Origin of the sequence: Sphingobium boeckii, from assembly GCF_014199215.1 — a bacterium.
Lineage (GTDB): Bacteria > Pseudomonadota > Alphaproteobacteria > Sphingomonadales > Sphingomonadaceae > Sphingobium_A > Sphingobium_A boeckii.
Map to the genome: position 1 here is coordinate 250001 of NZ_JACIJC010000001.1, position 21551 is coordinate 271551.

Annotated in this window: 15 protein-coding genes, 1 tRNA gene and 2 rRNA genes (1 of these 18 cut by a window edge); 12 read left to right on the forward strand and 6 right to left on the reverse strand. The window is 63.0% G+C overall.

All coding sequences use genetic code 11. From position 1 onward, the window contains the following. From FHS49_RS01275 to FHS49_RS01285, 3 genes are all read left to right on the forward strand, one after another. Nucleotides 1-1094: ribosomal RNA gene (locus tag FHS49_RS01275) — 23S ribosomal RNA — on the forward strand; it begins 1697 nt to the left of the window's first position. Between the two features lie 129 nt (nucleotides 1095-1223). Next, a 5S ribosomal RNA gene (gene rrf / locus FHS49_RS01280) occupies nucleotides 1224-1338 on the forward strand. Nucleotides 1339-1509: 171 nt separating this feature from the next. Further along, nucleotides 1510-1586, forward strand: a tRNA-Met gene (locus FHS49_RS01285). A 57-nt stretch (nucleotides 1587-1643) separates the two neighbouring features. Here the strand turns inward: FHS49_RS01285 and ung are convergent. From ung to FHS49_RS01300, 3 genes are all read right to left on the reverse strand, one after another. After that, nucleotides 1644-2333 carry a uracil-DNA glycosylase gene (gene ung / locus FHS49_RS01290; RefSeq protein WP_184014504.1) on the reverse strand — a complete coding sequence of 230 codons (690 nt, stop codon included), beginning with the start codon at nucleotides 2331-2333 and terminating at the stop codon, nucleotides 1644-1646. Between the two features lie 31 nt (nucleotides 2334-2364). After that, nucleotides 2365-3885 (reverse strand): PQQ-dependent sugar dehydrogenase, encoded by a 1521-nt coding sequence (locus FHS49_RS01295; protein ID WP_184014505.1) that lies wholly within the window; start codon nucleotides 3883-3885, stop codon nucleotides 2365-2367. Nucleotides 3886-4041: 156 nt separating this feature from the next. Then, on the reverse strand, nucleotides 4042-6528 hold the full coding sequence (locus FHS49_RS01300; RefSeq protein ID WP_343052869.1) for a TonB-dependent receptor: 2487 nt from the start codon (nucleotides 6526-6528) through the stop codon (nucleotides 4042-4044). Between the two features lie 204 nt (nucleotides 6529-6732). On the opposite strand from FHS49_RS01300, the gene FHS49_RS01305 reads away from it, so the two are divergent. The 9 genes from FHS49_RS01305 to FHS49_RS19795 are packed head-to-tail and all read left to right on the forward strand — an operon-like array spanning nucleotide 6733 to nucleotide 16699. After that, on the forward strand, nucleotides 6733-8139 hold the full coding sequence (locus FHS49_RS01305) for an amino acid permease (protein WP_184014507.1): 1407 nt from the start codon (nucleotides 6733-6735) through the stop codon (nucleotides 8137-8139). A 43-nt stretch (nucleotides 8140-8182) separates the two neighbouring features. Next, a complete protein-coding gene (locus FHS49_RS01310) occupies nucleotides 8183-9052 on the forward strand; it encodes an S-methyl-5'-thioadenosine phosphorylase (protein WP_184014508.1) in 870 nt (289 codons plus the stop codon). Then, nucleotides 9049-12594: a hydantoinase B/oxoprolinase family protein gene (locus tag FHS49_RS01315; protein ID WP_184014509.1), complete on the forward strand. Its 3546-nt coding sequence runs from the start codon at nucleotides 9049-9051 to the stop codon at nucleotides 12592-12594. The genes FHS49_RS01310 and FHS49_RS01315 overlap by 4 nt, the downstream gene beginning before the upstream one ends. Before the next feature lie 8 nt (nucleotides 12595-12602). Then, nucleotides 12603-13364, forward strand: coding sequence for a DUF969 domain-containing protein (locus FHS49_RS01320; RefSeq protein ID WP_184015897.1), 762 nt, complete (start codon nucleotides 12603-12605; stop codon nucleotides 13362-13364). Beyond that, nucleotides 13361-14311: a DUF979 domain-containing protein gene (locus tag FHS49_RS01325; protein ID WP_184014510.1), complete on the forward strand. Its 951-nt coding sequence runs from the start codon at nucleotides 13361-13363 to the stop codon at nucleotides 14309-14311. The genes FHS49_RS01320 and FHS49_RS01325 overlap by 4 nt, the downstream gene beginning before the upstream one ends. A 28-nt stretch (nucleotides 14312-14339) precedes the next feature. Then, the gene (locus FHS49_RS01330; RefSeq protein WP_184014511.1) at nucleotides 14340-15338 is read left to right on the forward strand and encodes a DUF2891 domain-containing protein; all 999 of its coding nucleotides are present in this window, start codon (nucleotides 14340-14342) and stop codon (nucleotides 15336-15338) included. After that, nucleotides 15335-15973, forward strand: a complete 639-nt coding sequence (gene maiA / locus FHS49_RS01335) for a maleylacetoacetate isomerase (protein ID WP_184014512.1) — start codon at nucleotides 15335-15337, stop codon at nucleotides 15971-15973. The genes FHS49_RS01330 and maiA overlap by 4 nt, the downstream gene beginning before the upstream one ends. A gap of 41 nt (nucleotides 15974-16014) precedes the next feature. Beyond that, nucleotides 16015-16521, forward strand: a complete 507-nt coding sequence (locus tag FHS49_RS01340) for a hypothetical protein (RefSeq protein WP_184014513.1) — start codon at nucleotides 16015-16017, stop codon at nucleotides 16519-16521. A 52-nt stretch (nucleotides 16522-16573) separates the two neighbouring features. Continuing rightward, nucleotides 16574-16699: a hypothetical protein gene (locus FHS49_RS19795; protein ID WP_281397017.1), complete on the forward strand. Its 126-nt coding sequence runs from the start codon at nucleotides 16574-16576 to the stop codon at nucleotides 16697-16699. 26 nt (nucleotides 16700-16725) lie between these two features. On the opposite strand, the gene FHS49_RS01345 is transcribed toward FHS49_RS19795, so the two are convergent. Genes FHS49_RS01345 through FHS49_RS01355 form a run of 3 tightly spaced genes read right to left on the reverse strand, consistent with a single transcriptional unit; the run spans nucleotide 16726 to nucleotide 21024 of the window. Next, entirely contained in the window at nucleotides 16726-18975 is a 2250-nt protein-coding gene (locus tag FHS49_RS01345; RefSeq protein WP_184014514.1) for a CHASE2 domain-containing protein, read from the reverse strand. A gap of 22 nt (nucleotides 18976-18997) precedes the next feature. Then, nucleotides 18998-20311: a FecR family protein gene (locus FHS49_RS01350; RefSeq protein WP_184014515.1), complete on the reverse strand. Its 1314-nt coding sequence runs from the start codon at nucleotides 20309-20311 to the stop codon at nucleotides 18998-19000. Next, on the reverse strand, nucleotides 20308-21024 hold the full coding sequence (locus FHS49_RS01355; protein ID WP_184014516.1) for a response regulator transcription factor: 717 nt from the start codon (nucleotides 21022-21024) through the stop codon (nucleotides 20308-20310). The genes FHS49_RS01350 and FHS49_RS01355 overlap by 4 nt, the downstream gene beginning before the upstream one ends. Nucleotides 21025-21551 lie beyond the last annotated feature (527 nt).

Here is a 21551-nt window from a genome sequence, read left to right on the forward strand (position 1 = left end):
AAACACAGGGCTCTGCTAAGTCGGCTTCAAGACGACGTATAGGGCCTGACGCCTGCCCGGTGCCTGAAGGTTAAGTGGAGTAGTGCAAGCTGCGAAATGAAGCCCAGGTAAACGGCGGCCGTAACTATAACGGTCCTAAGGTAGCGAAATTCCTTGTCGGGTAAGTTCCGACCTGCACGAATGGCGTAACGACTTCCCCACTGTCTCCAGTACATGCTCAGCGAAATTGAATTCTCCGTGAAGATGCGGAGTACCCGCGGTTAGACGGAAAGACCCCGTGCACCTTTACTGCAACTTCAGAGTGGCATTAGGAAAGAGCTGTGTAGCATAGGTGGGAGGCTTTGAAGCGTTGGCGCCAGCTGACGTGGAGCCATAGGTGAAATACCACCCTGCTGTTTTCTGATGTCTAACCTCGTACCGTTATCCGGTACAGGGACCCTCTGTGGTGGGTAGTTTGACTGGGGCGGTCGCCTCCTAAAGAGTAACGGAGGCGCGCGATGGTTGGCTCAGGACGGTTGGAAACCGTCTGTTAGAGTGCAATGGCATAAGCCAGCCTGACTGCGAGACTGACGAGTCGAGCAGAGACGAAAGTCGGTCATAGTGATCCGGTGGTCCCTCGTGGAAGGGCCATCGCTCAACGGATAAAAGGTACGCCGGGGATAACAGGCTGATAACCCCCAAGAGCTCATATCGACGGGGTTGTTTGGCACCTCGATGTCGGCTCATCACATCCTGGGGCTGGAGCAGGTCCCAAGGGTTTGGCTGTTCGCCAATTAAAGTGGTACGTGAGCTGGGTTCAGAACGTCGCGAGACAGTTTGGTCCCTATCTGCCGTGGGCGTCGAAATTTGAGAGGAGTTGACCCTAGTACGAGAGGACCGGGTTGAACATACCTCTGGTGGACCTGTCATCGTGCCAACGGTGCAGCAGGGTAGCTATGTATGGACGGGATAACCGCTGAAAGCATCTAAGCGGGAAGCCTCCCTCAAGATAAGATTTCATAGAGCCGTCGGAGACCACGACGTTGATAGACTGGATGTGGAAGTGGAGTAATCCATGGAGCTAACCAGTACTAATTGCTCTATTCGCGATTGAGAGTTCCACCATCAATAACAGCTCTGGTTGTTGTTGCGGTGCGGATGATTAAACGCAGCCCAATAATTTGGTCATAATACGCACGGTATTCGATTTTAAGAACAAACCCCCCTATACGCCTGCTTCATAGCTTGGTGACCATAGCGTCAGTGACCCACCCGATCCCATCCCGAACTCGGCCGTGAAACCTGACTGCGCCGATGGTACTACCGCTTAAGCGTTGGAAGAGTAGGTCGTCGCCAGGCTTTGTAGCAGGCGTATACGGGGATTTTGTTCAAAGAACCCATTCATGATGTTGATTATTCGGTCTTAACGGGCCGGAAGGTCCGCAAGGCCGAACGGCCGCCCGCGCTGATGCGAGGAAAGCCAAGTTGACGGATGTCGACGCCGGCGCTTGAGGCCCAACACGTTAGTGTCGCGGGATGGAGCAGCCCGGTAGCTCGTCAGGCTCATAACCTGAAGGTCGTAGGTTCAAATCCTACTCCCGCAACCAACAAAACGCCGCCTTACGGGCGGTTTTTTTGTGTCCGGCGCAGATCAGGTCATCAGATCACATCATCTCCGGCAGTGCCCAGTCGATCGGTGTCTGCCCTTGCCCTTCCAGAAAGGCGTTGGCCTGGGAGAAGGGACGGCTGCCCAAAAATCCATTGTGCGCTGACAGCGGCGATGGATGCGCCGATTTCAGCACCAGATGGCGGCTGGCGTCCACGAACGCCGCCTTGCGCTGGGCATAGGCACCCCACAGGATAAACACCACGGGCTCGGGCTTGGCGTTGACCGTGCGAATAATCGCGTCGGTGAACGTCTCCCAGCCCTTGCGTTGATGCGAGGCCGCCTGCGCCATCTCCACCGTCAGTACGCTGTTGAGCAGGAGCACGCCCTGCCGCGCCCAGGATTCCAGAAACCCGTGGCGTGGCGGCGCGATCCCGAGATCGCTCTGCAATTCCTTATAGATGTTCTTCAGCGATGGCGGCGGACGAACGCCAGGCTGCACGCTGAAACACAGGCCATGCGCCTGCCCCTCGCCATGATAAGGGTCCTGCCCCAGGATCACGACCTTCACTGCATCCGGCGGGGTGAGATCCAGCGCGCGGAAATATTCGCTGCCTTTGGGAAAGATGCGCTTTCCCTTGGCCTTTTCGTCCAGCAGGAACTGCCTGAGAGCCGCCATATAGCCGCTCTCGAATTCCGCTTTCAGCGCCGCTTTCCAGCTTTCGTCGAGTTTGATCGTATCTGCCATGCGCCCGGAGTGTCAGAAGATGGCGCGGTGATCAAATGGCGGCCTCGATCACGAAGATGTCGCCATCATAATCGACGATGTAGAGATTGCCCGCCTGGTCCTGTCCGAAGCTCGCGACATTGCCAATCGTGCCTGCGCTCGGTGCGAAACTCTGCGTGCGGATCGTGAAGCTGCTGCTGGGGAGCGTAGCGCCCGGCATGAGCTGCGTGATCGGCACCGACCACAGCGCCCCGCGCACGAAATCGCCGAAGATATACTGGCCCTGCAGCGATTCCACCGGCCCGCGATAGACATAGCCGCCCGTGAGCGAATCGCCCTGCGCCGGTCCGGTGCCATGGCTATATTGCGTGACCGGAAAGGTCAGCCCCGCGGTGCTGTTGCCGGTATTGGCTTGCGTGCCTTCATACAGTGGCCAGCCGAAATTCGCGCCGCCGTCGGTGGGGCGCATCAGATCCACCTCCTCGATCGCATTCTGGCCGACATCGCCGATCCACAAATTGCCGGTCACCCGATCGAAGCTGTTGCGAAAACTGTTGCGCAGGCCATAGGCCCACACCTCCGGCGCGTCGCCCGCTGTTGCGAAGGGATTGGTGGCGGGAATGCCATAGTCCCGCGCGCTGTCCGTGGGGAAATCGTCGCGACTGACGTCGATCCTGAGCATCTTGCCGAGCAGGCTGTTGCGGTTCTGGGCGTTGCCGAACGTGTCGTTCGATCCGCCGCCGTCCCCCGTGGCCGCATACAGCAAGCCATCCGGCCCGAAATCGATCCAGCCGCCATTGTGATTGCTGGCCCCGGCGTGGGGGAAGGTCAGGATGACGTCGGCGGTGGTGGGGTCGAGTTGATCGCTGTTGCTCAGCAGCGTGCGATAGCGCCTGATCTCGATCGCGCCCGTGGTGTTGGTCAGATAGACATAGGCGGTGCCGCTGGTCTGGAAATCGGCGGGCAATGCGACGCCGAGCAGGCCGCGCTCGCCATCGGTGGCGATCTGGCCCGAAACATCGAGAAACGGAGTCGCGGCGATCGCCCCGGTCGCGGGATTGAAAATGCGAATAAGCCCGCCCTTTTGCGCGATCAGCAGCCGTCCGGAATTGTCGGGGATGCCGAGCGCATAGAGCGGTTGGCTGAATCCCGTGCCGGCCCGTCGCACCCGGAATGCGCCGGTCGCAGCGTCGGTCACCGTGACGGAGAGCGCGAGCGTGGCGTTCGCCGTGCCGTCCGATACGGAGAGCGTGACCTGATAGATATTGTTGCGGTCCGCATCCCCGGGCGCCTCGAAATCGGGTGCAGCGCGAAAGGTCAGCGCGCCGCCCGCCGTGATCGAAAACATCGCCGCATCGGCCCCGCCGGACAGCGAAAAGGTCAGCGGATTGCCATCCGGATCGGTGGCTGCGGCAGTGTAGAATGCGGCAGTCGCGCCTTCGGGGGCATTGGCCGCAGTGGCGGAGGTGAAGCTCGGCGCGCGGTTTTGCGGTGGAGACGGGGTGGAGCCGCCATCGCCACCGCCGCATCCCGCGAGTGTCAGGGTCAGGATCGCCAGAATCGCTTTACGCATACATGCGTCCTTCGGAACAGGCCGCCCCCGGCTGCGCGCAAAGATTGCCTTCTCAAGCGGTTACACGCAAGTCTCAATCAGTCAGCCCCGGACGCGTGCGTGACTTCGCGCCCGGGGCTTCACACGACCCGCCGAAGCGGGCGTGATTCGGTGGGTTCAGAAACTCGTCTTGATCGTGCCCCCCCAGGTGCGCTGATCGCCCGGCTGGCCTGCGATCAGCCCGACATTGCCGGGCGCGACCTGCAGCGTTTCAATGTAATTCACGTCAAAGGCGTTGCGCACCCAGCCGAAGATGTCGAAGCCACTGTCCGTGCGGAAACCCAGACGAAAATTGGTGAGCGCATAGCCCTTCACATCGGTGTAGATCGACGGCGAGGCATTCGAATTCCAATGCGAACGATAATTGCCATCGACGCCGAAATAGACTTGCCCGTCCTTGTCGAGCAGATGAACCGGGGCGTTGGCTTCCACACCGTAGGAGAAGGCCCATTTCGACACGCCGGGCAGATCGGCCCCGGAAATGTCGCATTGCCGCGGGCTGAGCGCCCCAGCGACACCGGGCTGCGAATAATCCGGCGCGGCATTGGCAGGCTGGAGCGTGCCGCCGGAAAGCTCGGGCGGGCAGGGCGCATTGGTGAACTTCTTATATTTCGCGTCGGTATAGGCACCGTTGGCATAAGCCGAGACGCGGTCGCTCGGGCGGATCTTGAAATCCGCCTCGATCCCCTGGGATACCACCTTCTCGGCATTGGCCAGATAGCCGCGCACCGTGCCGAACTGTCCACCATTCACGGTGGCCTGGAAATTCTTGATCTCGGTGCGGAAGGCGCTGAGGTTGAAGGTGGCCCGACGATCCCAGAATGCGGTCTTGAGACCGATTTCATAGTGATTGACCGATTCCGGCTTCACCGTGCTTGCGGACAGGTCGGGGACGTTCGCGCTGGTCAGCGGCAGACCATTTTGGTTGATGCCCACGGTCTTGAAGCTCTTGGCATAGGTCGCATAAGCGAGAACGTCGCGGGTGATCTTGTAATTCACGTTGAGATCGTAGCTGAAATTCCAGTCGCTCACCGAGGGCGAAGTGCTCTGCGGCTGATAGACGCCGCATTGCGCGGCCAGCACCGTGCCGGCAGCCGGCACGGGGGTGCAACTGATCACCGCACCCGCGCCGTTGGTCACGACGCGCTCGTAAAAACCTTCCTTCTTGTCATAGTTGATCCGGATACCCGGCTGGATCGTCAGGGCATCGGTCAATTGATAGCTGACCTGGCCATAAAGCGCCGCGCTGTCGCTCTTGAGGAACTGGGTGTTGGATGCGGTCAGGCCGTTGAGAATGCTGGGGTCTACGGCCTGGGCACCGGTCAGGCTCCAGCGGCTGGCATCGGCACCCTGCTGCTCGGTGCCCTGGGTGTCGATCCGTTGCTTGAAGCCGAACAGGCCGACCACGACATCGATCTTGTCGCTTTCGTAATTGTAGCGGAATTCCTGGCTATACTGATCCTGCTGCGAAGGGTTTTGTGATTTGGCGACGATCGACAGGCCAGTGAAATCGCGATCATTCTCGGGCTTCCAGTCCCAGAAGCGCCAGGCGCTGATCGAGGTGAACGTGCCGGGGCCGACATCCCATTTCACCTTGAGCGAAGCGCCGCCGATCTTGTTGCCCGCGTTGAGATTGCTGTCGAGGTCGGTCAGGCGGTCATAGGGATTGGTGCTGGGAACCGCATAATTGCGGCCCGGCGTGGCGGCATTGATTGCTGCGACAAGCCCGTCATACTGCCGGGTGAGCGCGCGCTGGGTGCGGCCGACCCGGACGTAGACGGTGCCGTATCCTTCGGGATCCTGCTGCGAATAGTCGCCCGACAAGGTGACCGAGAGGTTGTCGTTCGGCTTGAACAGCAATGTGCCGCGCAGACCGAGATTGTCCTGCTCGTTGATCCAGCGCTGCGTTCTGGTGTTGTAGAGCGTGCCGCGCCGGGTGGTCGTCGCAACCGCGATGCGCGCCGCGATCGTCTCGGATAGCGGACCTGAAACGGCGGCCTTGGCCTGTTTGTAATTCAGATTGCCCGCCGTCAGCTCGGCGCGGCCCTCGAAATCAAAAGTCGGCTGGTTGGTGGTGATGTTGATCGCGCCGGCGGTGGTGTTCTTGCCGTAGAGCGTGCCTTGCGGACCGCGCAGCACTTCGACCTGATCGACGTCGAGGAAGTCGAACGTCGCGGCGGCAACGCGCGAATTGTAAACGTCATCGACATAGATGCCCACGCCCTGCTCGAAGCCGTCGCTGGTCAGGCCGAACGGCACGCCAAGCCCGCGGATATTGACCGACGTGTTGCGGGGATTGGTGGTATACACCTGCAGCGTCGGGGCGAGCTGCTGCAGCTTGACGATGTTGAAATTGCCCGTGGCCTCGATGCTGTCGCCGCGGATCACGGAGATCGCCAGCGGCACCTCCTGCGCGGTTTCCAGCCGGCGACGCGCGGTCACCAGGATGATGTTGCCATTCCCGATATCAGCCTCTGCGGCCTCCGGTGCTTCGCTTTCGGCGCGCGCGGCGTCGGGTGCCGCCTCGGGATCGGCCCAGGCAAGGCCGGGCTGGGCGAAGGCGGCGAAGGCAACGCCTGCGAGAATGGTTTGACGAATGGTCACGCTGGAAAACCCCTTTTTTGATTCGGGTTGTTCTCTACTCATTCACTAGAGAATCTAGAAACATAGTTTTTCTTTCCTGCGCAATGGGGCTTTGTTTGTTTCGTCGCTGGTCCGGTGAAAATGCGCGACGAGCAGTTTGATGCGCGCCGCTCGACTTGAGCGCGAAAGCCGGTCTAGGTTGCCCCCCACAAGGGGAGCCATGGAATGAACAAGTTGCTGCGGCGGAAAACGGTCCTGACCGGAGACGATCAGCCGCACGAACATCGCATGACGCGCACGCTCTCCTGGCCGCATCTCGTGGCACTGGGAGTCGGCGCGATCGTGGGCACGGGGATCCTCACCTTGATCGGCGTGGGTGCCGATCGGGCGGGGCCGTCCGTGCTGTTGTCCTTCGCGATCGCCGGCGTGATCTGCGCCTGTGCGGCGCTGGCCTATGCCGAAATGTCCACGATGATTCCCGCCTCGGGCAGCGCCTATACTTATAGCTATGTCGTGCTGGGTGAGATTTTCGCCTGGGTGATCGGATGGAGCCTGATCCTCGAATATTCGCTGGTCGTGTCCACCGTGGCGGTCGGCTGGTCGGGCTATGCGGCACCCCTGCTGCACGATTGGCTGGGCTATCCGATGAATCTGGCGCAGGGGCCACATGCGGGCGGGATCGTCAATCTGCCTGCGATCCTGATTATCTGGGTGGTCGCCGGGCTGCTGATGCTGGGCACGCATGAAAGCGCCCGACTGAATGCGGCGTTGGTGGTGGTCAAGATCGTGACGCTCACATTGTTCGTGGCCGTCGCGCTGCCGCATTTCGACGCTGCCAATTTCGAACCGTTCATGCCCTTCGGCTTTGGCAAATCGGTCGCGCCCGATGGCGTGGAACGCGGCGTGATGGCGGCGGCGGCCATCATCTTCTTCGCGTTTTACGGGTTCGATGCGATCTCCACGGCGGCGGAAGAAACCAAGAATCCGGAGCGCAATTTGCCGATCGGGATCGTGGGATCGATGCTGGTGTGCACGGTGATCTACATGATCGTGGCCGCTGCTGCCGTGGGTGCCTTGCCCTTTACCCGTTTTGCCAACAGCCCGGAACCACTGGCGCTGATCATGCGCGAAATTCAGCAGCCCGGCATCGCCAAAATCGTGGCCGCCGCCGCCGTGATCGCATTGCCCACGGTGGTGCTGGCATTCTTTTATGGCCAGAGCCGCATCTTCCTGGTGATGGCGCGCGACGGCTTTCTGCCTCAATCGCTGGCGCGCATATCAGCACGCGGCACACCGGTGCGCATCACGATCATCACGGCGGCCTTCGTGTCGATCTTCGCCGGGCTGATTCCGCTCGATGAGATCGCAGCGCTTGCCAATTCCGGCACGCTGGCGGCGTTCGTGGCCGTGGCCTTGTGCATGTTGGTGATGCGGCGGCGCGCGCCCGATGCGGCCCGACCGTTCCGCACCCCGGCCGCGTGGGTGGTCGGGCTGATCGCGATCCTGGGATGCTGCTATCTGTTCCTCAGTCTGCCGCAAAAGACCCAGCTTTATTTTCTGATCTGGAATGCGTTCGGTCTGCTGGTCTATTTCGCTTATGGCATGAGGAAGAGCCTTGCCGAGACCCGATAGGGGCTTGGCCCGCGCGGACTGTGACCATGGGGATTGAGCCGATATGAGTGAATGGACCATCGGCGTGATCGGCGGATCTGGCCTTTACGAGATCGATGGACTGGAAAATCCGCAGTGGATCGCGGTCGATACGCCTTGGGGGCCGGCATCGGATGCGCTGCTGACGGGTCGGATCGCGGGCGTGAAGTTCGTGTTCCTCCCGCGGCACGGCCGGGGTCATCGGATCGCGCCGAGCGGGCTCAACTTCCGCGCCAATGTGGATGCGCTCAAACGCGCGGGGTGCACCGATATTCTGTCCATTTCCGCGATCGGATCGCTGCAGGACCATATGCCGCCCGGCATGTTCGTGATGGTCGATCAGTTCGTGGACCGCACCTTCGCGCGGGAGAAGAGCTTTTTCGGCACGGGTTGCGTGGCGCATGTGTCGATCGCGTATCCGGTCTGCCCGCGGTTGTCCGGCATGGCCGCAGCCGCGGCGCGCGCTGCCGGTGCGCAGGTGCATGAGGGCGGCACGCAATTGGTGATGGAAGGGCCGCAATTCTCCACCCGCGCCGAAAGCCTGCTCTACCGGCAATGGGGCTGCGACGTGATCGGGATGACCGCGATGCCCGAAGCCAAGCTCTGCCGGGAGGCGGAACTGCCTTATGCGCTGCTCGGCATGGTCACGGATTATGATAGCTGGCGCGACGAGGATCATGTCGATGTCAGTCAGGTCATCGCCCAGCTCAAGGCGAATGGAGACAAGGCGAAGCGCATTGTGGTGGCGTTCGCCAAAGCGCTGCCGTCCGTGCGCGATCCGTCGCCGATCGACACCGCGCTGGATGGTGCCATCATGACGGCGCCATCCGCACGCGATCCGGCGCTGCTGGCCAGGCTGGATGCGATCACCGCGCGGGTGTTTGACCGTCCATGACAGGCTGGTCCTTTTCGATCGACCGCGGCGGCACGTTTACCGACATCGTCGCGCGGACGCCGCGCGGTGCCCTGCTGACCGCCAAGCTGCTTTCGGACAATCCGGAACGCTATGACGATGCGGCCGTTGCGGGCATCCGCCAGTTGATGGCGGCGCATGGCGGCGGCGTGGTCGAAGCGGTGAAGATGGGCACCACCGTGGCCACCAATGCGCTGCTGGAGCGCAAGGGCGAACCGGTGGTGCTGGCGATCACGCGCGGCTTCGGCGATGCGCTGCGGATCGGCTATCAGGCGCGGCCCAAGATCTTCGCGCGCCACATCCAATTGCCCCAGCCGCTTTACGATCGGGTGATCGAGATCGACGAGCGCATGGCGGCGGACGGCGCAATGCTGCAGCCGCTGGATGCAGCAATAACGCGCACCGATCTGCAATCCGCCTTTGACGCGGGGTTTCGCGCGATCGCGATCGTGCTGATGCACGGCTGGCGCTGGACGGCGCATGAAGCGGAGATTGCTGCGATGGCGCGCGCGATCGGCTTCACGCAGGTTTCGGCCAGCCACCAGGTCGGCCCTTTGATCAAGCTGGTCGGGCGCGGCGACACCAGCGTGGTCGATGCTTATCTTTCCCCGGTGCTGCGCCGCTATGTGAACCAGGTGGTGAGCGCGCTGGGCGATACGCGGCTGCTGTTCATGCAATCGAGCGGCGGCTTGGTGAATCCGGAAATGCTGCAGGGCAAGGACGCCATATTGTCCGGCCCGGCGGGCGGCATCGTGGGCATGGTGAAAACCGCGGCACAGGCTGGCTTCGATCGCATCATCGGCTTCGATATGGGCGGCACGTCCACCGATGTGTCGCATTATGCCGGCCATTATGAGCGCACCAGCGAGACGATGGTGGCGGGGGTGCGCGTCCGCGCGCCGATGCTGGAAATTCATACGGTGGCAGCGGGCGGCGGCTCCATCTGCAGCTTTGATGGCAGCCGGTTCCGCGTCGGGCCGGATTCGGCGGGTGCCGTGCCCGGCCCCGCCTGCTACAGGCGGGGCGGGCCGCTGACGGTCACTGATTGCAACGTGCTTCTGGCCAAGATCAGGCCGCAGCATTTTCCGCGCGTGTTCGGCGCGCATGGCGATCAGCCGATCGATGTGGAAATCGTGCGCAGCAAATTCGCGGCGCTGGCGCAAGAGGTCGGCACCCTCTCACCGGAAGACATTGCGCGTGGCTTCCTGCGCATCGCGGTCGAGAATATGGCCAATGCGATCAAGCAGATTTCGATCGCCCGTGGGCATGACGTCAGCCGCTACACGCTCGCCTGCTTTGGCGGCGCGGGCGGGCAGCATGCGTGCATGGTGGCCGATGCGCTGGGGATGGAGCGGGTGATGATCCATCCGCTTGCCGGCGTATTGTCCGCTTATGGCATGGGGCTGGCCGATCTCACGGTGTTGCGCGAGGAGAGCAGCGGGCTTCCGCTGGGCGGCGATCTCGCGCGGCTGGATACGCTGGCGCTCGAAGCGCTCGATGCGCTTGAGGCGCAGGATGTCCCGCTGGGGTTCACCTCCGTGCACAAGCGCCTCGCGCTGCGCTATGAAGGCAGTGACAGCACGATCGAGATTGCGCTCGATGCGCCCGATCTGATGCGCGCCGAGTTCGAAGTGCGGCACAAGGCGCGCTTCGGCTTTGCCGCACCTGGCGCGCCGGTGATCGTGGAGACGCTGATTGCGGAGGCGGTCGGCAAATCCTGGGATGAAGGCGGCGCGCTGTCTGTGCCGCAGGGGCGGAGCGAACCGCTGCTTGAAGAGGGCGTCTATGATCGCGCGGCGCTGGGTGAGGGTGCCCGCGTGATCGGCCCGGCGCTCATCATCGATCCTTCGGCCACCACCGTGATCGAACCCGGCTGGCAGGGGGAGGTGGATGGCGTGGGCAATCTGATCCTCACCCGCGCCGCGCCGCGCGCCACCAGCCATGCCATCGGCACCGATGCGGATCCCGTGATGCTGGAGATTTTCAACAATCTCTTCATGGCGATCGCCGAGGAAATGGGCGTCGCGCTGCAAAACACCGCAAGTTCGGTCAACATCAAGGAGCGGCTCGATTTCTCCTGCGCGCTGTTCGATGCGGGCGGCGCGCTGATCGCCAATGCGCCGCATATCCCGGTGCATCTGGGTTCGATGGGAGACAGCATCCGCACGATCATAGACGCGCGGGGCGATGATCCGGCGGGCGTGGCGCGTGACGGACGCGGGATGAAACCCGGTGACGTCTATGTGCTCAACGCGCCCTATCGCGGCGGGACGCACCTGCCCGATATCACGGTGATCATGCCCGTCTTCATAGACGGCGGCGACGCGCCCGAAGCCTATGTCGCGGCGCGCGGCCACCATGCCGATATCGGCGGGATCGCGCCCGGATCCATGCCCCCCGACAGCCGCAGCGTGGAAGAGGAAGGCGTGCTGATCGACAATCATCTGCTGGTGGATGCGGGCCGCTTTCTCGAAAGCGAAATGCGCGCGCTGCTGGCTGAGGGACAATGGCCCGCGCGCAATCCTGATCGCAACATCGCCGATCTGAAGGCGCAGGTGGCGGCCTGCGCGCGTGGTGTGATCGAGTTGCGCCGGATCGCGGGCGAATATGGCCGCGATGTGATCCGTGCCTATATGCGCCATGTGGTCGCGAATGCCGAAGAGGCGGTGCGCCATCTGATCGCGGGACTGGCCGATGGCACGGCCCGGATCGAGATGGACAATGGCGCGGCGATCCAGGTGGCGATCCGGGTCGATCGCGCCGCGCGTTCGGCGGTGATCGATTTCACCGGCACCAGCGCGCAATTGCCGGATAATTTCAACGCACCCTATTCGATCTGCCGCGCCGCCACCCTCTATGTGTTTCGCACCCTGGTGGACGATGCCATTCCGATGAACGACGGCTGCCTCAAGCCGATCACGCTGATCGTGCCGCCGCAATCCATGCTCAATCCGGCCTATCCCGCCGCGGTGGTGGCGGGCAATGTGGAGACCAGCCAGGCGATCACCGATGCGCTGTTCGCCGCGACCGGGGCGCTGGCCGGATCGCAGGGCACGATGAACAATTTCACCTTCGGCAACGACCATCATCAATATTACGAGACGATCGCGGGCGGCGCGGGCGCGGGGCCGGGCTTTGACGGTGCCAGCGCGGTGCAGACGCATATGACCAACAGCCGCCTGACCGATCCTGAGGTTCTGGAAACGCGCTACCCCGTGTTGCTGGAGAGCTTTGCGATTCGGGCGGGGTCGGGTGGCGCGGGGGCGTCGCGCGGGGGCGATGGCGTGATCCGCCGGTTGCGCTTTCTGGCGCCGATGCGCGCGGGCATCCTCTCCAACCGCCGGCGCGTCCCGCCGCATGGGCTGAAGGGCGGCGCGGATGGCAAGCCGGGGGTCAATCGCGTGGAGCGAGCGGATGGACGCGTGGAATTGCTGCCCGCCACGGCCGGCGCGGATATGGCCGCGGGCGATGTGTTCGTGATCGAGACGCCGGGCGGTGGCGGCTATGGGCGAGAAGAGGATTGAGCGCCTATCTGCCTCTGCTAGGCATCGCGATCGTCGTCATCGGCTTCCTGCTGAAGTTCAATCCGCTGCTGGTCGTCACCGTCGCTGCCTTCGTCACCGGGATCGCGGCGGGCTTCGATCCGCTCGCGGTGCTCGCCGCGCTCGGAAAATCCTTCAACGACAATCGCTTCGTGACGATCGTCTACATCGTTTTGCCCGTGATCGGCCTGCTCGAACGCTTCGGCCTTCAGCAGCGCGCGCGCGCGCTGATCGCCGGCTTCAAGGGGGCGACTGCGGGCAGATTGCTGCTGGCCTATCTGCTGATGCGCCAGGCGATGTCCGCGCTGGGCCTCACATCGGTGGCGGGCCATGCACAGACGGTCCGCCCGCTGGTCGCGCCCATGGGCGAGGCGGCGGCGGAAACGCAATTGGGCGGGCTGGACGAAGACACGCGCGAAACGGTGAAGAGCTATGCCGCGGCGACCGACAATGTCGGGCTGTTCTTCGGCGAGGATATCTTCATCGCCATCGGATCGATCCTGCTGATCAAGGGGACGTTCGAAACCTATGGCATCGAGATCGCGCCGCTGCATCTGTCGCTCTGGGCGATCCCGACGGCGGTGCTGGCATTCCTGATCCATGGCGCGCGACTGTTGCTGTTGGATCGGCGGTTGGCGCATTCTTCTCCCCGTCATCCTCGCGAAAGCGGGGATCCCGCTTCTTCTTACGGAAGCGTCATGAAAAAGCGGGATTCCCGCGTCCGCGGGAATGACGAAGGGGGCGGATCATGATCACGCTCACCTGGCTCTATATCCTCGGTGGCGCGATGTTCGCCGCCTTCGCCATCCTCAGCGCAGCGGATCGCACCCATGCCAAGCGTCTCGGCAATGCGGCCTTCTGGGGGCTGATCGCGCTCAGCTTCCTGGCCGGAGATCATCTCGGCGATCTGGGTAATGGAATGCTGGTGCTGTGTCTCGTCGGCTTGGCGGGGTTCGGCCTGGTGGGGCGCGGTGATCCCGAGACGACATCGGTGAAAGAACGCGAAGCCTTGTCCGCGCGGCTGGGCAATCGGCTGTTCCTGCCGGCGCTCATCATCCCGGTGACGGCGCTGCTCGGCACGATCGCGTATAATTATACGCCCTTCGGCCAGTCCGGCCTGTTCGATCCCAAATGGGTCACGCTGATCCTGCTGGGTATCGGGGCGCTGAGCGCTGTGGCCGTCACGATGCTCTGGCTGCATCCGCCCGTGCTCGCACCCTTGCAGGAAGGCCGCCGCCTGATGGATTCGGTCGGCTGGGCCGCGCTGCTCCCGCAGATGCTTGCCAGCCTGGGCGCTGTGTTCGCGCTGGCGGGGGTGGGCGATATCATCGGCGGGCTGGCGGGCGCGGTGATCCCCGAGGGCAATCGCTTCGTGGCGGTGGCGGTCTATGCGCTGGGCATGGCGGGCTTCACGATGATCATGGGCAATGCCTTTGCCGCTTTTCCGGTGATGGCGGCGGCGATCGGCGTGCCGCTGCTGATCCAGGCCTATCACGGCGATGCCGCGGTCATCGGCGCGATCGGGATGCTGGCGGGCTTTTGCGGCACGCTGATGACGCCGATGGCCGCCAATTTCAACATCGTGCCCGCCGCCCTGCTGGAGCTGAAAGATCGCAACGGCGTGATCAAGGCGCAGATCGGCACCGCTTTGCCTTTGCTGTTGTGCAATCTCCTGCTGATCTATTTTCTGGCTTTCTAGGCAGGGCCGCCGGGCGTAGGCACAGGCCATGAACAGCCTCACGCCAGATATCGCCACCCGTTTCGCCGGGCTCGCGCTCGATCATGTCCGCCGCGAATATCCGCACAAATTGGATCATGTGATGGATGGTCCGGAAGATGTGCTGGGGCCGCGCGCGTTGCACCCGATCTTCCATGGCAGCTTCGATTGGCATAGCTGCGTGCATGGCTATTGGATGCTGCTGACGCTCAGGCGGCTTTTCCCCACATTGCTTCTGGCCCGGCAGGTGCGCGATCTGGCAGACGAGATGCTGACGCCCGGTAAAATCGCGGGCGAACTCGCCTATCTTGATCGCGCCTATACTGGCGGGTTCGAGCGGCCTTATGGCTGGGCCTGGCTGCTGGCGCTGCATGGCGAGGCGATGCGCCATGATGAGTCATGGGGCGCCGATCTGGAGCCGCTCGCCCGCGCCTTTGCAGATCGCCTGCACGCCTTCCTGCCCCGGCAGACCTATCCGATCCGCACGGGCACGCATTACAGCACCGCCTTTGCGCTGGTGCTCGCGCTCGACTGGGCGGAGGATCACGATCCCGCGCTGGCGGCGCTCATCCGCGCGCGCGCGCTGGATTACTATGGCGCTGACAAGGGCTGTCTCGGCTGGGAGCCGGGAGGGGACGAATTTCTGTCTCCCGCGATGATCGAGGCGCTGATCATGAAGCGCGTGCTGCCCGCCGCGGATTTCCGGACGTGGTTCGCGGCTTTTCTGCCCGATCTGGAGAAGGGTGAACCCAGCACGCTGTTCACGCCCGTGACCGTTTCAGATCGCAGCGATGGCAAGATCGCGCATCTCGATGGCTGCAATCTCAGCCGTGCGTGGTGCTGGCGCAGCATTGCCGATGCGCTGGAGGGGCCGGTACGGACGATCGCGCTGACTACGGCGGACGCGCATCTGAACGCCAGCCTGCCGCATGTGGCGGGCGATTATATGGGCGAGCATTGGCTGGCGAGCTTCGCGCTGTTGGCCTTGCTGGCAGGAGATGATGGATGACCGGCCTAACCCTGTTCGATTATTGGCGCTCTTCGGCGAGCTATCGGGTGCGCATTGCGCTCAATCTGAAGGGCGTTGCCTATGATCGTGTCGATGTGTCCCTGATCGATGGCGCGCAACGCGCATCGGAAAATCTGGCGCGCAATCCTCAGGGCTTCGTGCCCACATTGGAGATCGACGGGCTGCAACTGACGCAATCGCTGGCAATCATGGATTATCTGGACGCCAAATTCCGCGCCGCGCCCTTCGTCTCTAAGGATCCTGCGCGACGCGCGAAGACGCTGGCGCAGGCGCTGACGATCGCGGCGGATATTCATCCGATCAACAATCTGCGCATCCTTCATTATCTGAAAGATCCATTGGGGCTTGATCAGGCGGCGCGCGATGACTGGTATCGCCACTGGGTCGCCGAAGGGTTCCGCGCGCTGGAGGTGATGGCGCAGGATGCGGGCGATTTCTTCGGCGGCGCGCATCCCGATCTCGCCGATATCTGCCTGGTGCCCCAAATGTATAATGCGCGCCGGCTCGCCATGGCGCTTGATGCTTATCCCGCCCTGGTGCGGATCGATGCCGCCTGTCAGGCGCTGCCCGCTTTTGCCGATGCCCATCCCGATCGCTTCGCGCCGGTTGGGTGAAATGCTTGGCCTGCATCCCTTCGCGCGCTAAAGAAGGCGGCATGAATATAAAGGCCATCGCCGGCACGCTGCTGGCATTTTCCCTGGCGGGATGCGTGCAGCCGCTGCGTGTGGAGACCAGCGCATCGGGCGCGCCCATCCCGGCCGGCAGCCATTATGTCTGGCTCCTGCCCGAAGCCGAGCAGCCGCATCTGCCCGAAGCCAGCCGTTTGCGGATGGCGGACGCGCTGGCTGCAAAGGGGCTGATCCCCGCCGCAGCCGGTGGGAAAGCGGATTATCTGCTGCTGGTGAATCAAGCGCGGCGCCCCGCCAAGGTGGGGTTGGCCGCGCTGGATCCGCCGCCGGTGCCCGGTGCCGAACCGGCTTGGCTGGCGCGGCCGGGCAAACGCGGCAAGCAGCTTTCCACGCTTGAATTGCGCTTCCTCGATCCGGCGACGGGTCATGAAGTCAGCGTGCTTTCGGCGCGGGCCAGCCATGGCAAGCGTGATGAACCCGTTGTGCTGGACAGGCTGATCGAAAGCGTGTCGCGACAACCGCCGACACCCTGAGCGCACCGCAGCAGCGGAGACAATTCCGCTGTCCTACAGCGCGTGAATCTGCTTGGCTGCGCGCGGCTTTTTGAAATGGTCGATTCGTCAGGTGTCCGGTTTTCCGGCGGTTTTTCGGCCGGCCTTTCTGATGCGCCGGGCCAATGCTGAGAAGCGCGACAGTGTGACCCTGATGTGACCTTTGGGAGAAATCCGCCCGTCCTGCTATTCCATAATCTGCGGCAGCGTCAGGGTGAAGCAGCTTCCTTCACCCGGCGTGCTGGTGCAATGGATCGCGCCGCCGTGATTTTCCGCCACGGTGCGCACGAACACCAGGCCAAGCCCGACTCCGTCCGTCCCTGTTTCGCCGAAGCGGGTGAACCGCGTGTAAAGCCGCGATAACTCCTCGTCGCTCATGCCCCGGCCATGATCCTGCACAGAGAGCCTTGCTTGGCCCTCAAGCGCATCGACCGAGACATGAACCTCGGTGGCCTGGGCATTGTATTTGATCGCATTGCCGATCAGATTGGCGGCCGCGCGCATCAAAAGCGGTGCATTGCCGCGCACCAATATTTCGTCGTCGCCGGTCTCCAGCGCGATCCGGATTCCCCGCGCTTCCGCCTGATCCCAGAGCTGATCTGCGGCCTCTGTGGCGATGTCGCGCAGATCCAGAATGGCGACGTCATATTGCCGGGTTTCGGCGCGCGCGAGCTGCACGAAATTGTCGGCCAGCTCCAGCGTCTGCCGGGCATGGCCCTCGATCCGCTTGCCCGTGGCGGCGTCCAGCGGTTTTTTGAGCAGCGCCAGGATGGAGGCCTGTGGCGCCCGCATGTCATGAGTCAGAAATTGCAGCATCTGATCGCGCTGCCGCGAAGCGGTGCGCAATTCTGTGATATCGGTGAAGCGCGAGATGAAAAACGCCACCCGGCCATCGGGATCGAATCCGGGTTTCAGGCGAAACAGCATGGCGCGGCCGTCATCGAGCACGATCTCGCATTCCTGTTCCTGCGTCGATCCTTCCGCCGCGCGCCTGACGATGGCGGCGATCGCATCCCCGCCCTCGGCGATACATTTGCTGAGCGCGTCGAACAGGATCAGCGCATCGCCCTCGGCGCGGCGCAGCGTGCAGCCCTCGAACAGATCATGGGCGCGGTCATTGGCCAGCGCGATCTGGCCATCGGGATTGGTGACCACCGTGGCGTCGGGCAGGCTGGCGTGGGATTCCTCGATGAAATGCTTCAGCGCGCGCATCCGGCTGACAGCATTGCCAAGCAGGTTCATCTGCAGCTCGATCCGGTCGCCGCTGGAAACGGGCGCGGCTTCGTTGCCCAGCCCACCCGGCTCTTCGTTCAGCCGGCCAAGCTCTTCGATCAGATAGCGGCTGGCCGCGGCCAGTCTCCGCCAGCCCCAGATCGGGAGCAGGATCAGGATCGGCACGGCCGCCGCCGCCGGGGGCAGCCACAGATCGGCCTGTTGCAGCAGCAGCGCGCTGGTCGCGAAGATCAGGATGATCAGCGCGGCGGAGAGCAGCAGATTGCCCCGCGGCCGCAACAGGAGAAAGCCGAGCCAGAGCAGCGTCAGCGGTACGCAGGCGAACGCCATCGTCCATCCTGCTCCCGCTTCGCGCCGCATGTCGCCGCGCATGATTCCCGCCAGGATATTGGCGTTGATCTCCACGCCGGACATCAGATCCTCCCGGCTCTGCATCGGCGTGGCATATTGATCGCCCAGGCCGGCCGCTACCGCGCCGACCAGCACGATCTTGTCCTTCAGGAAAGCGGGCGGCACCTCGCCCTGGGCCAGGCTGGCGAAGGATATCGTGCGATGATGCCCCGCCGGACCGCGATAGGGGATGAGCAGACGGGGATTGTCGTCGGCGCAGCCCGCCCGCTGGCCGGTGATGGCGTCATGCACCACCTGCGTCAGATGCAGCCAGCATCGCCCGCCATGAATTTCTCCGGGCGAGATGTGGCGCATCACGCCATCATCATCGGGCCGCGCCATTACATGCCCGCTGCCCGCCATCGTGCGCGCCAGCGGCGGGATCGGGGGCAGCGCGGCATAAGGCTGCCCATCCGGACCGGGCACTTCGAGCACCATCGGCAGGAACACCGGTACTCCATGATCCATGGCGGCCCCCAGCGCTTCATCGTCCGCCGCCGGTGTCGCGGGTTCGACGAACAGCACATCATAGACCACGGCTTTGGGTTTGGCCGCCGCCATGATGTCCAGCGCGCGCGCATGAACGGATCGCGGCCATGGCCACCGGCCGATCGCGGCCAGGCTGCGATTGTCGATGGCGACGATCACGATCTCGTCATCGGCCGCCGCCCGCTGACTCCGGCTGATCGCATCATAGGCCAGATTGTCCGCCCGCACCGCAATGTTGGTAAAGGAAAGCAGGCCCGCCAGCGCCACGGACAAGGCGCACAGCACCACCCATTCCAGGGCCGCGCGGCGGCGGATCAGGGACATCAGGGCTCCCGGTCGGGAGGGGCTATTCGATCGTGCCAATCTGGAGTTTCTGCGGCGGTGTCACGGTATCGATGAAACTGCCATCTTCGAAGCGGATTGACCATATCTGCCAGTAATAGATGCCCGGTTCGAGATCGGTGACGGAGACATCGGGTATTTTCAGGCCGGGTTGGTCGATGATCCGGTCCTGACCCGCCTCGTCACGCGCGAGCGTGAACCGATATTGCACCTCGCCCTCCCCCTCGCCGCGCCAGCGAAAGCGATAGGCCGTGTGTCCGTTCAGGCGGCCGGGCACGGGCGCATCGAGAGACACTTTATTGAGCCGTCGTTCAAAGCTGTAGGTGTTGGGCAGGCCTTGCACGCCATCTGCCGCCATGATCGAGGTGCGGACGAAATAATTGCCATTGGGCAGGCCATCGAAGCGGGCGGCCGGTTCGGCCCCGAACGATTCGGCCACGCGATCGACAAAGCCCGCATCGGTCGAAAGCTCGAAGATATAGCGGCTGGCACCGGGCAGGGGGGTGGCGCGGAAGCTGATCTGTTCATCCTTCTGCACAGCGCCGGGGCGCTCCAGCACAGGCGCGGCGGCCAGCGGCGCGGGTGCGGCGCGGCCCTCGGCACGCACGGCGATGCCGCTGCCCGCGGCGATCATGTCGCCGCGGGCAGCGGCGGCTTCCGAGACTGAAACGGTGCCCTCAACCACGCCCACGGTGGATTGTCCCGATGTCTCGTCATAGGTCACGCGAAAGCTGGTGCCGCGCACGGCGGCGGTGGCCACGGGTGTCGTCACGCTGAAACTGTCGCCGCGGCCCTTGGCTTTGGCCACATCCCATTCGCTGCGTCCGCCCTGAAGATGGAACGCACGCTCCACGTCGCGGGTGAGCAGCGTCTGGCGGAGGCGGCCGACACCGACGCGGCTATTGGACGGCAGGCTGACCCGAGACCCATCGGGCAGCGCCATCGTGACAAAGGCCTTGGCACCGGTGACGATGACCATGCCTTCCCGCACCCGATGGCCGATCGCCACGCCCTGCTTCTGCCCGGCTGACAGGATCGAGACCTCACCGCGAAATGCGATAATCTGCCCCTCTACGCCCACCGTGCGCAACAGGCGGCGCGGAATGCGCAAATTCCTGTCGACCGGCAGCCGGCGCGGATCGGTCACCTTGTTCAGACGCTGGACCAGGCGGTAATCGGCCGGGCGAATGAAATAATCTTCGGCCAGATCGAACAGCGTATCGCCCTTCTTCACGCGATAGCTGGCTTCCGCTGCAGGGGCGGAGGCGATCGGCTGCGGGTTTGCCAGCAGCAAAAGAAGCGGAAGCGCCACGCTCATGCGACCAGGGAAGGCGAAACCGCCGCTTCCGTCAAGGCCTCGAGCCGATAGCCATAGCTGTAGATCGGCGTCAGGCGAAAGCCGTGCTCGGGGCGGAGGCCGAGTTTGCTGCGAATGCGCGAGATGTGGGAATCAAGGGTTCGGGTGGGCAGATCGGGGTTGCGACCCCAGACCGATTCCAGAAGATAGGTGCGCGAAAGCGGGCGGGACAGGTTGGAAAACAGGATCAGCGCCAGATTGAACTCCTTGGATGTGAGCGTCATCGGCATGTCGCCGATCGACAATTGCTCGGCCTGCACGTTGAAATGGAAATCACCGAAAACCTGGCTCTGCCGACCCTGTTCCGAAGGATAGCAGCGCCGCGACAGCGCTTCGAGCCGCGCCAGCAACACCGCTTCATCGACGGGCTTCGCGATGTAGTCATCCGCGCCCGATTGCAATCCGGTCACGATATCCGCGGGTTCGCTGCGGGAAGTCAGCATGACCACCGGCACGCTGGATTGGCAATCCTTGCGCATCCAGGATAGCAATTCGATGCCGGAAAGCTCCGCCAGATTCCAGTCGAGGATTACCACATCGAAAGTATCCCGCCGGAATTTCTTGACGAAAGCGGTGCTTGTTGCGAAATCATAGACGGAATATCCGGCGCTTTTCAGAATATTCGCGATGAATTCAGAATAGCCTGATTCATCTTCAACAATCGCAATCCGCATGACGCTGCGCCACTTCTTCCTAAAACAGAAAGAAGTATAGCATGGGTGAATTGAGACGCGAAAGCGCAACGCGCTATGAAGCGTAAACAATTGTAATGTGTCGTGCACATGGGGCGGATCAGACCGTCAACAATCGTAAATTGATGGCGCGTTGACTTGCGCTTCCGGGTGAAGCGTATCAAGCCAGTGGCTGGGGAACGCCCGATGCCGGCAGGTCGCGCTGCTCGGGTGCCCGGGATCGCGCGCATCGCGAAGACGGCATCTCTTGTCGAGACCAGTCGATAGCCGGATTGGCACGCAGCGCATCCCGGGAAACCCCGATGGGGCTTATGCGATATTTCCTGTTAAACATTTGGTCGGGGAAAGAGGATTCGAACCTCCGGCCCCTGCCTCCCGAAGACGATGGCAGAATGCGCATATGGCAGTTTTACGTCATGTACAATGTATGAAGGACGTCGTTTGTTATCACCTGTTCGTCCTTCGTTCACGCTGGAGGTTCAATTTGAACTTCCGGTCACTGTCCACAC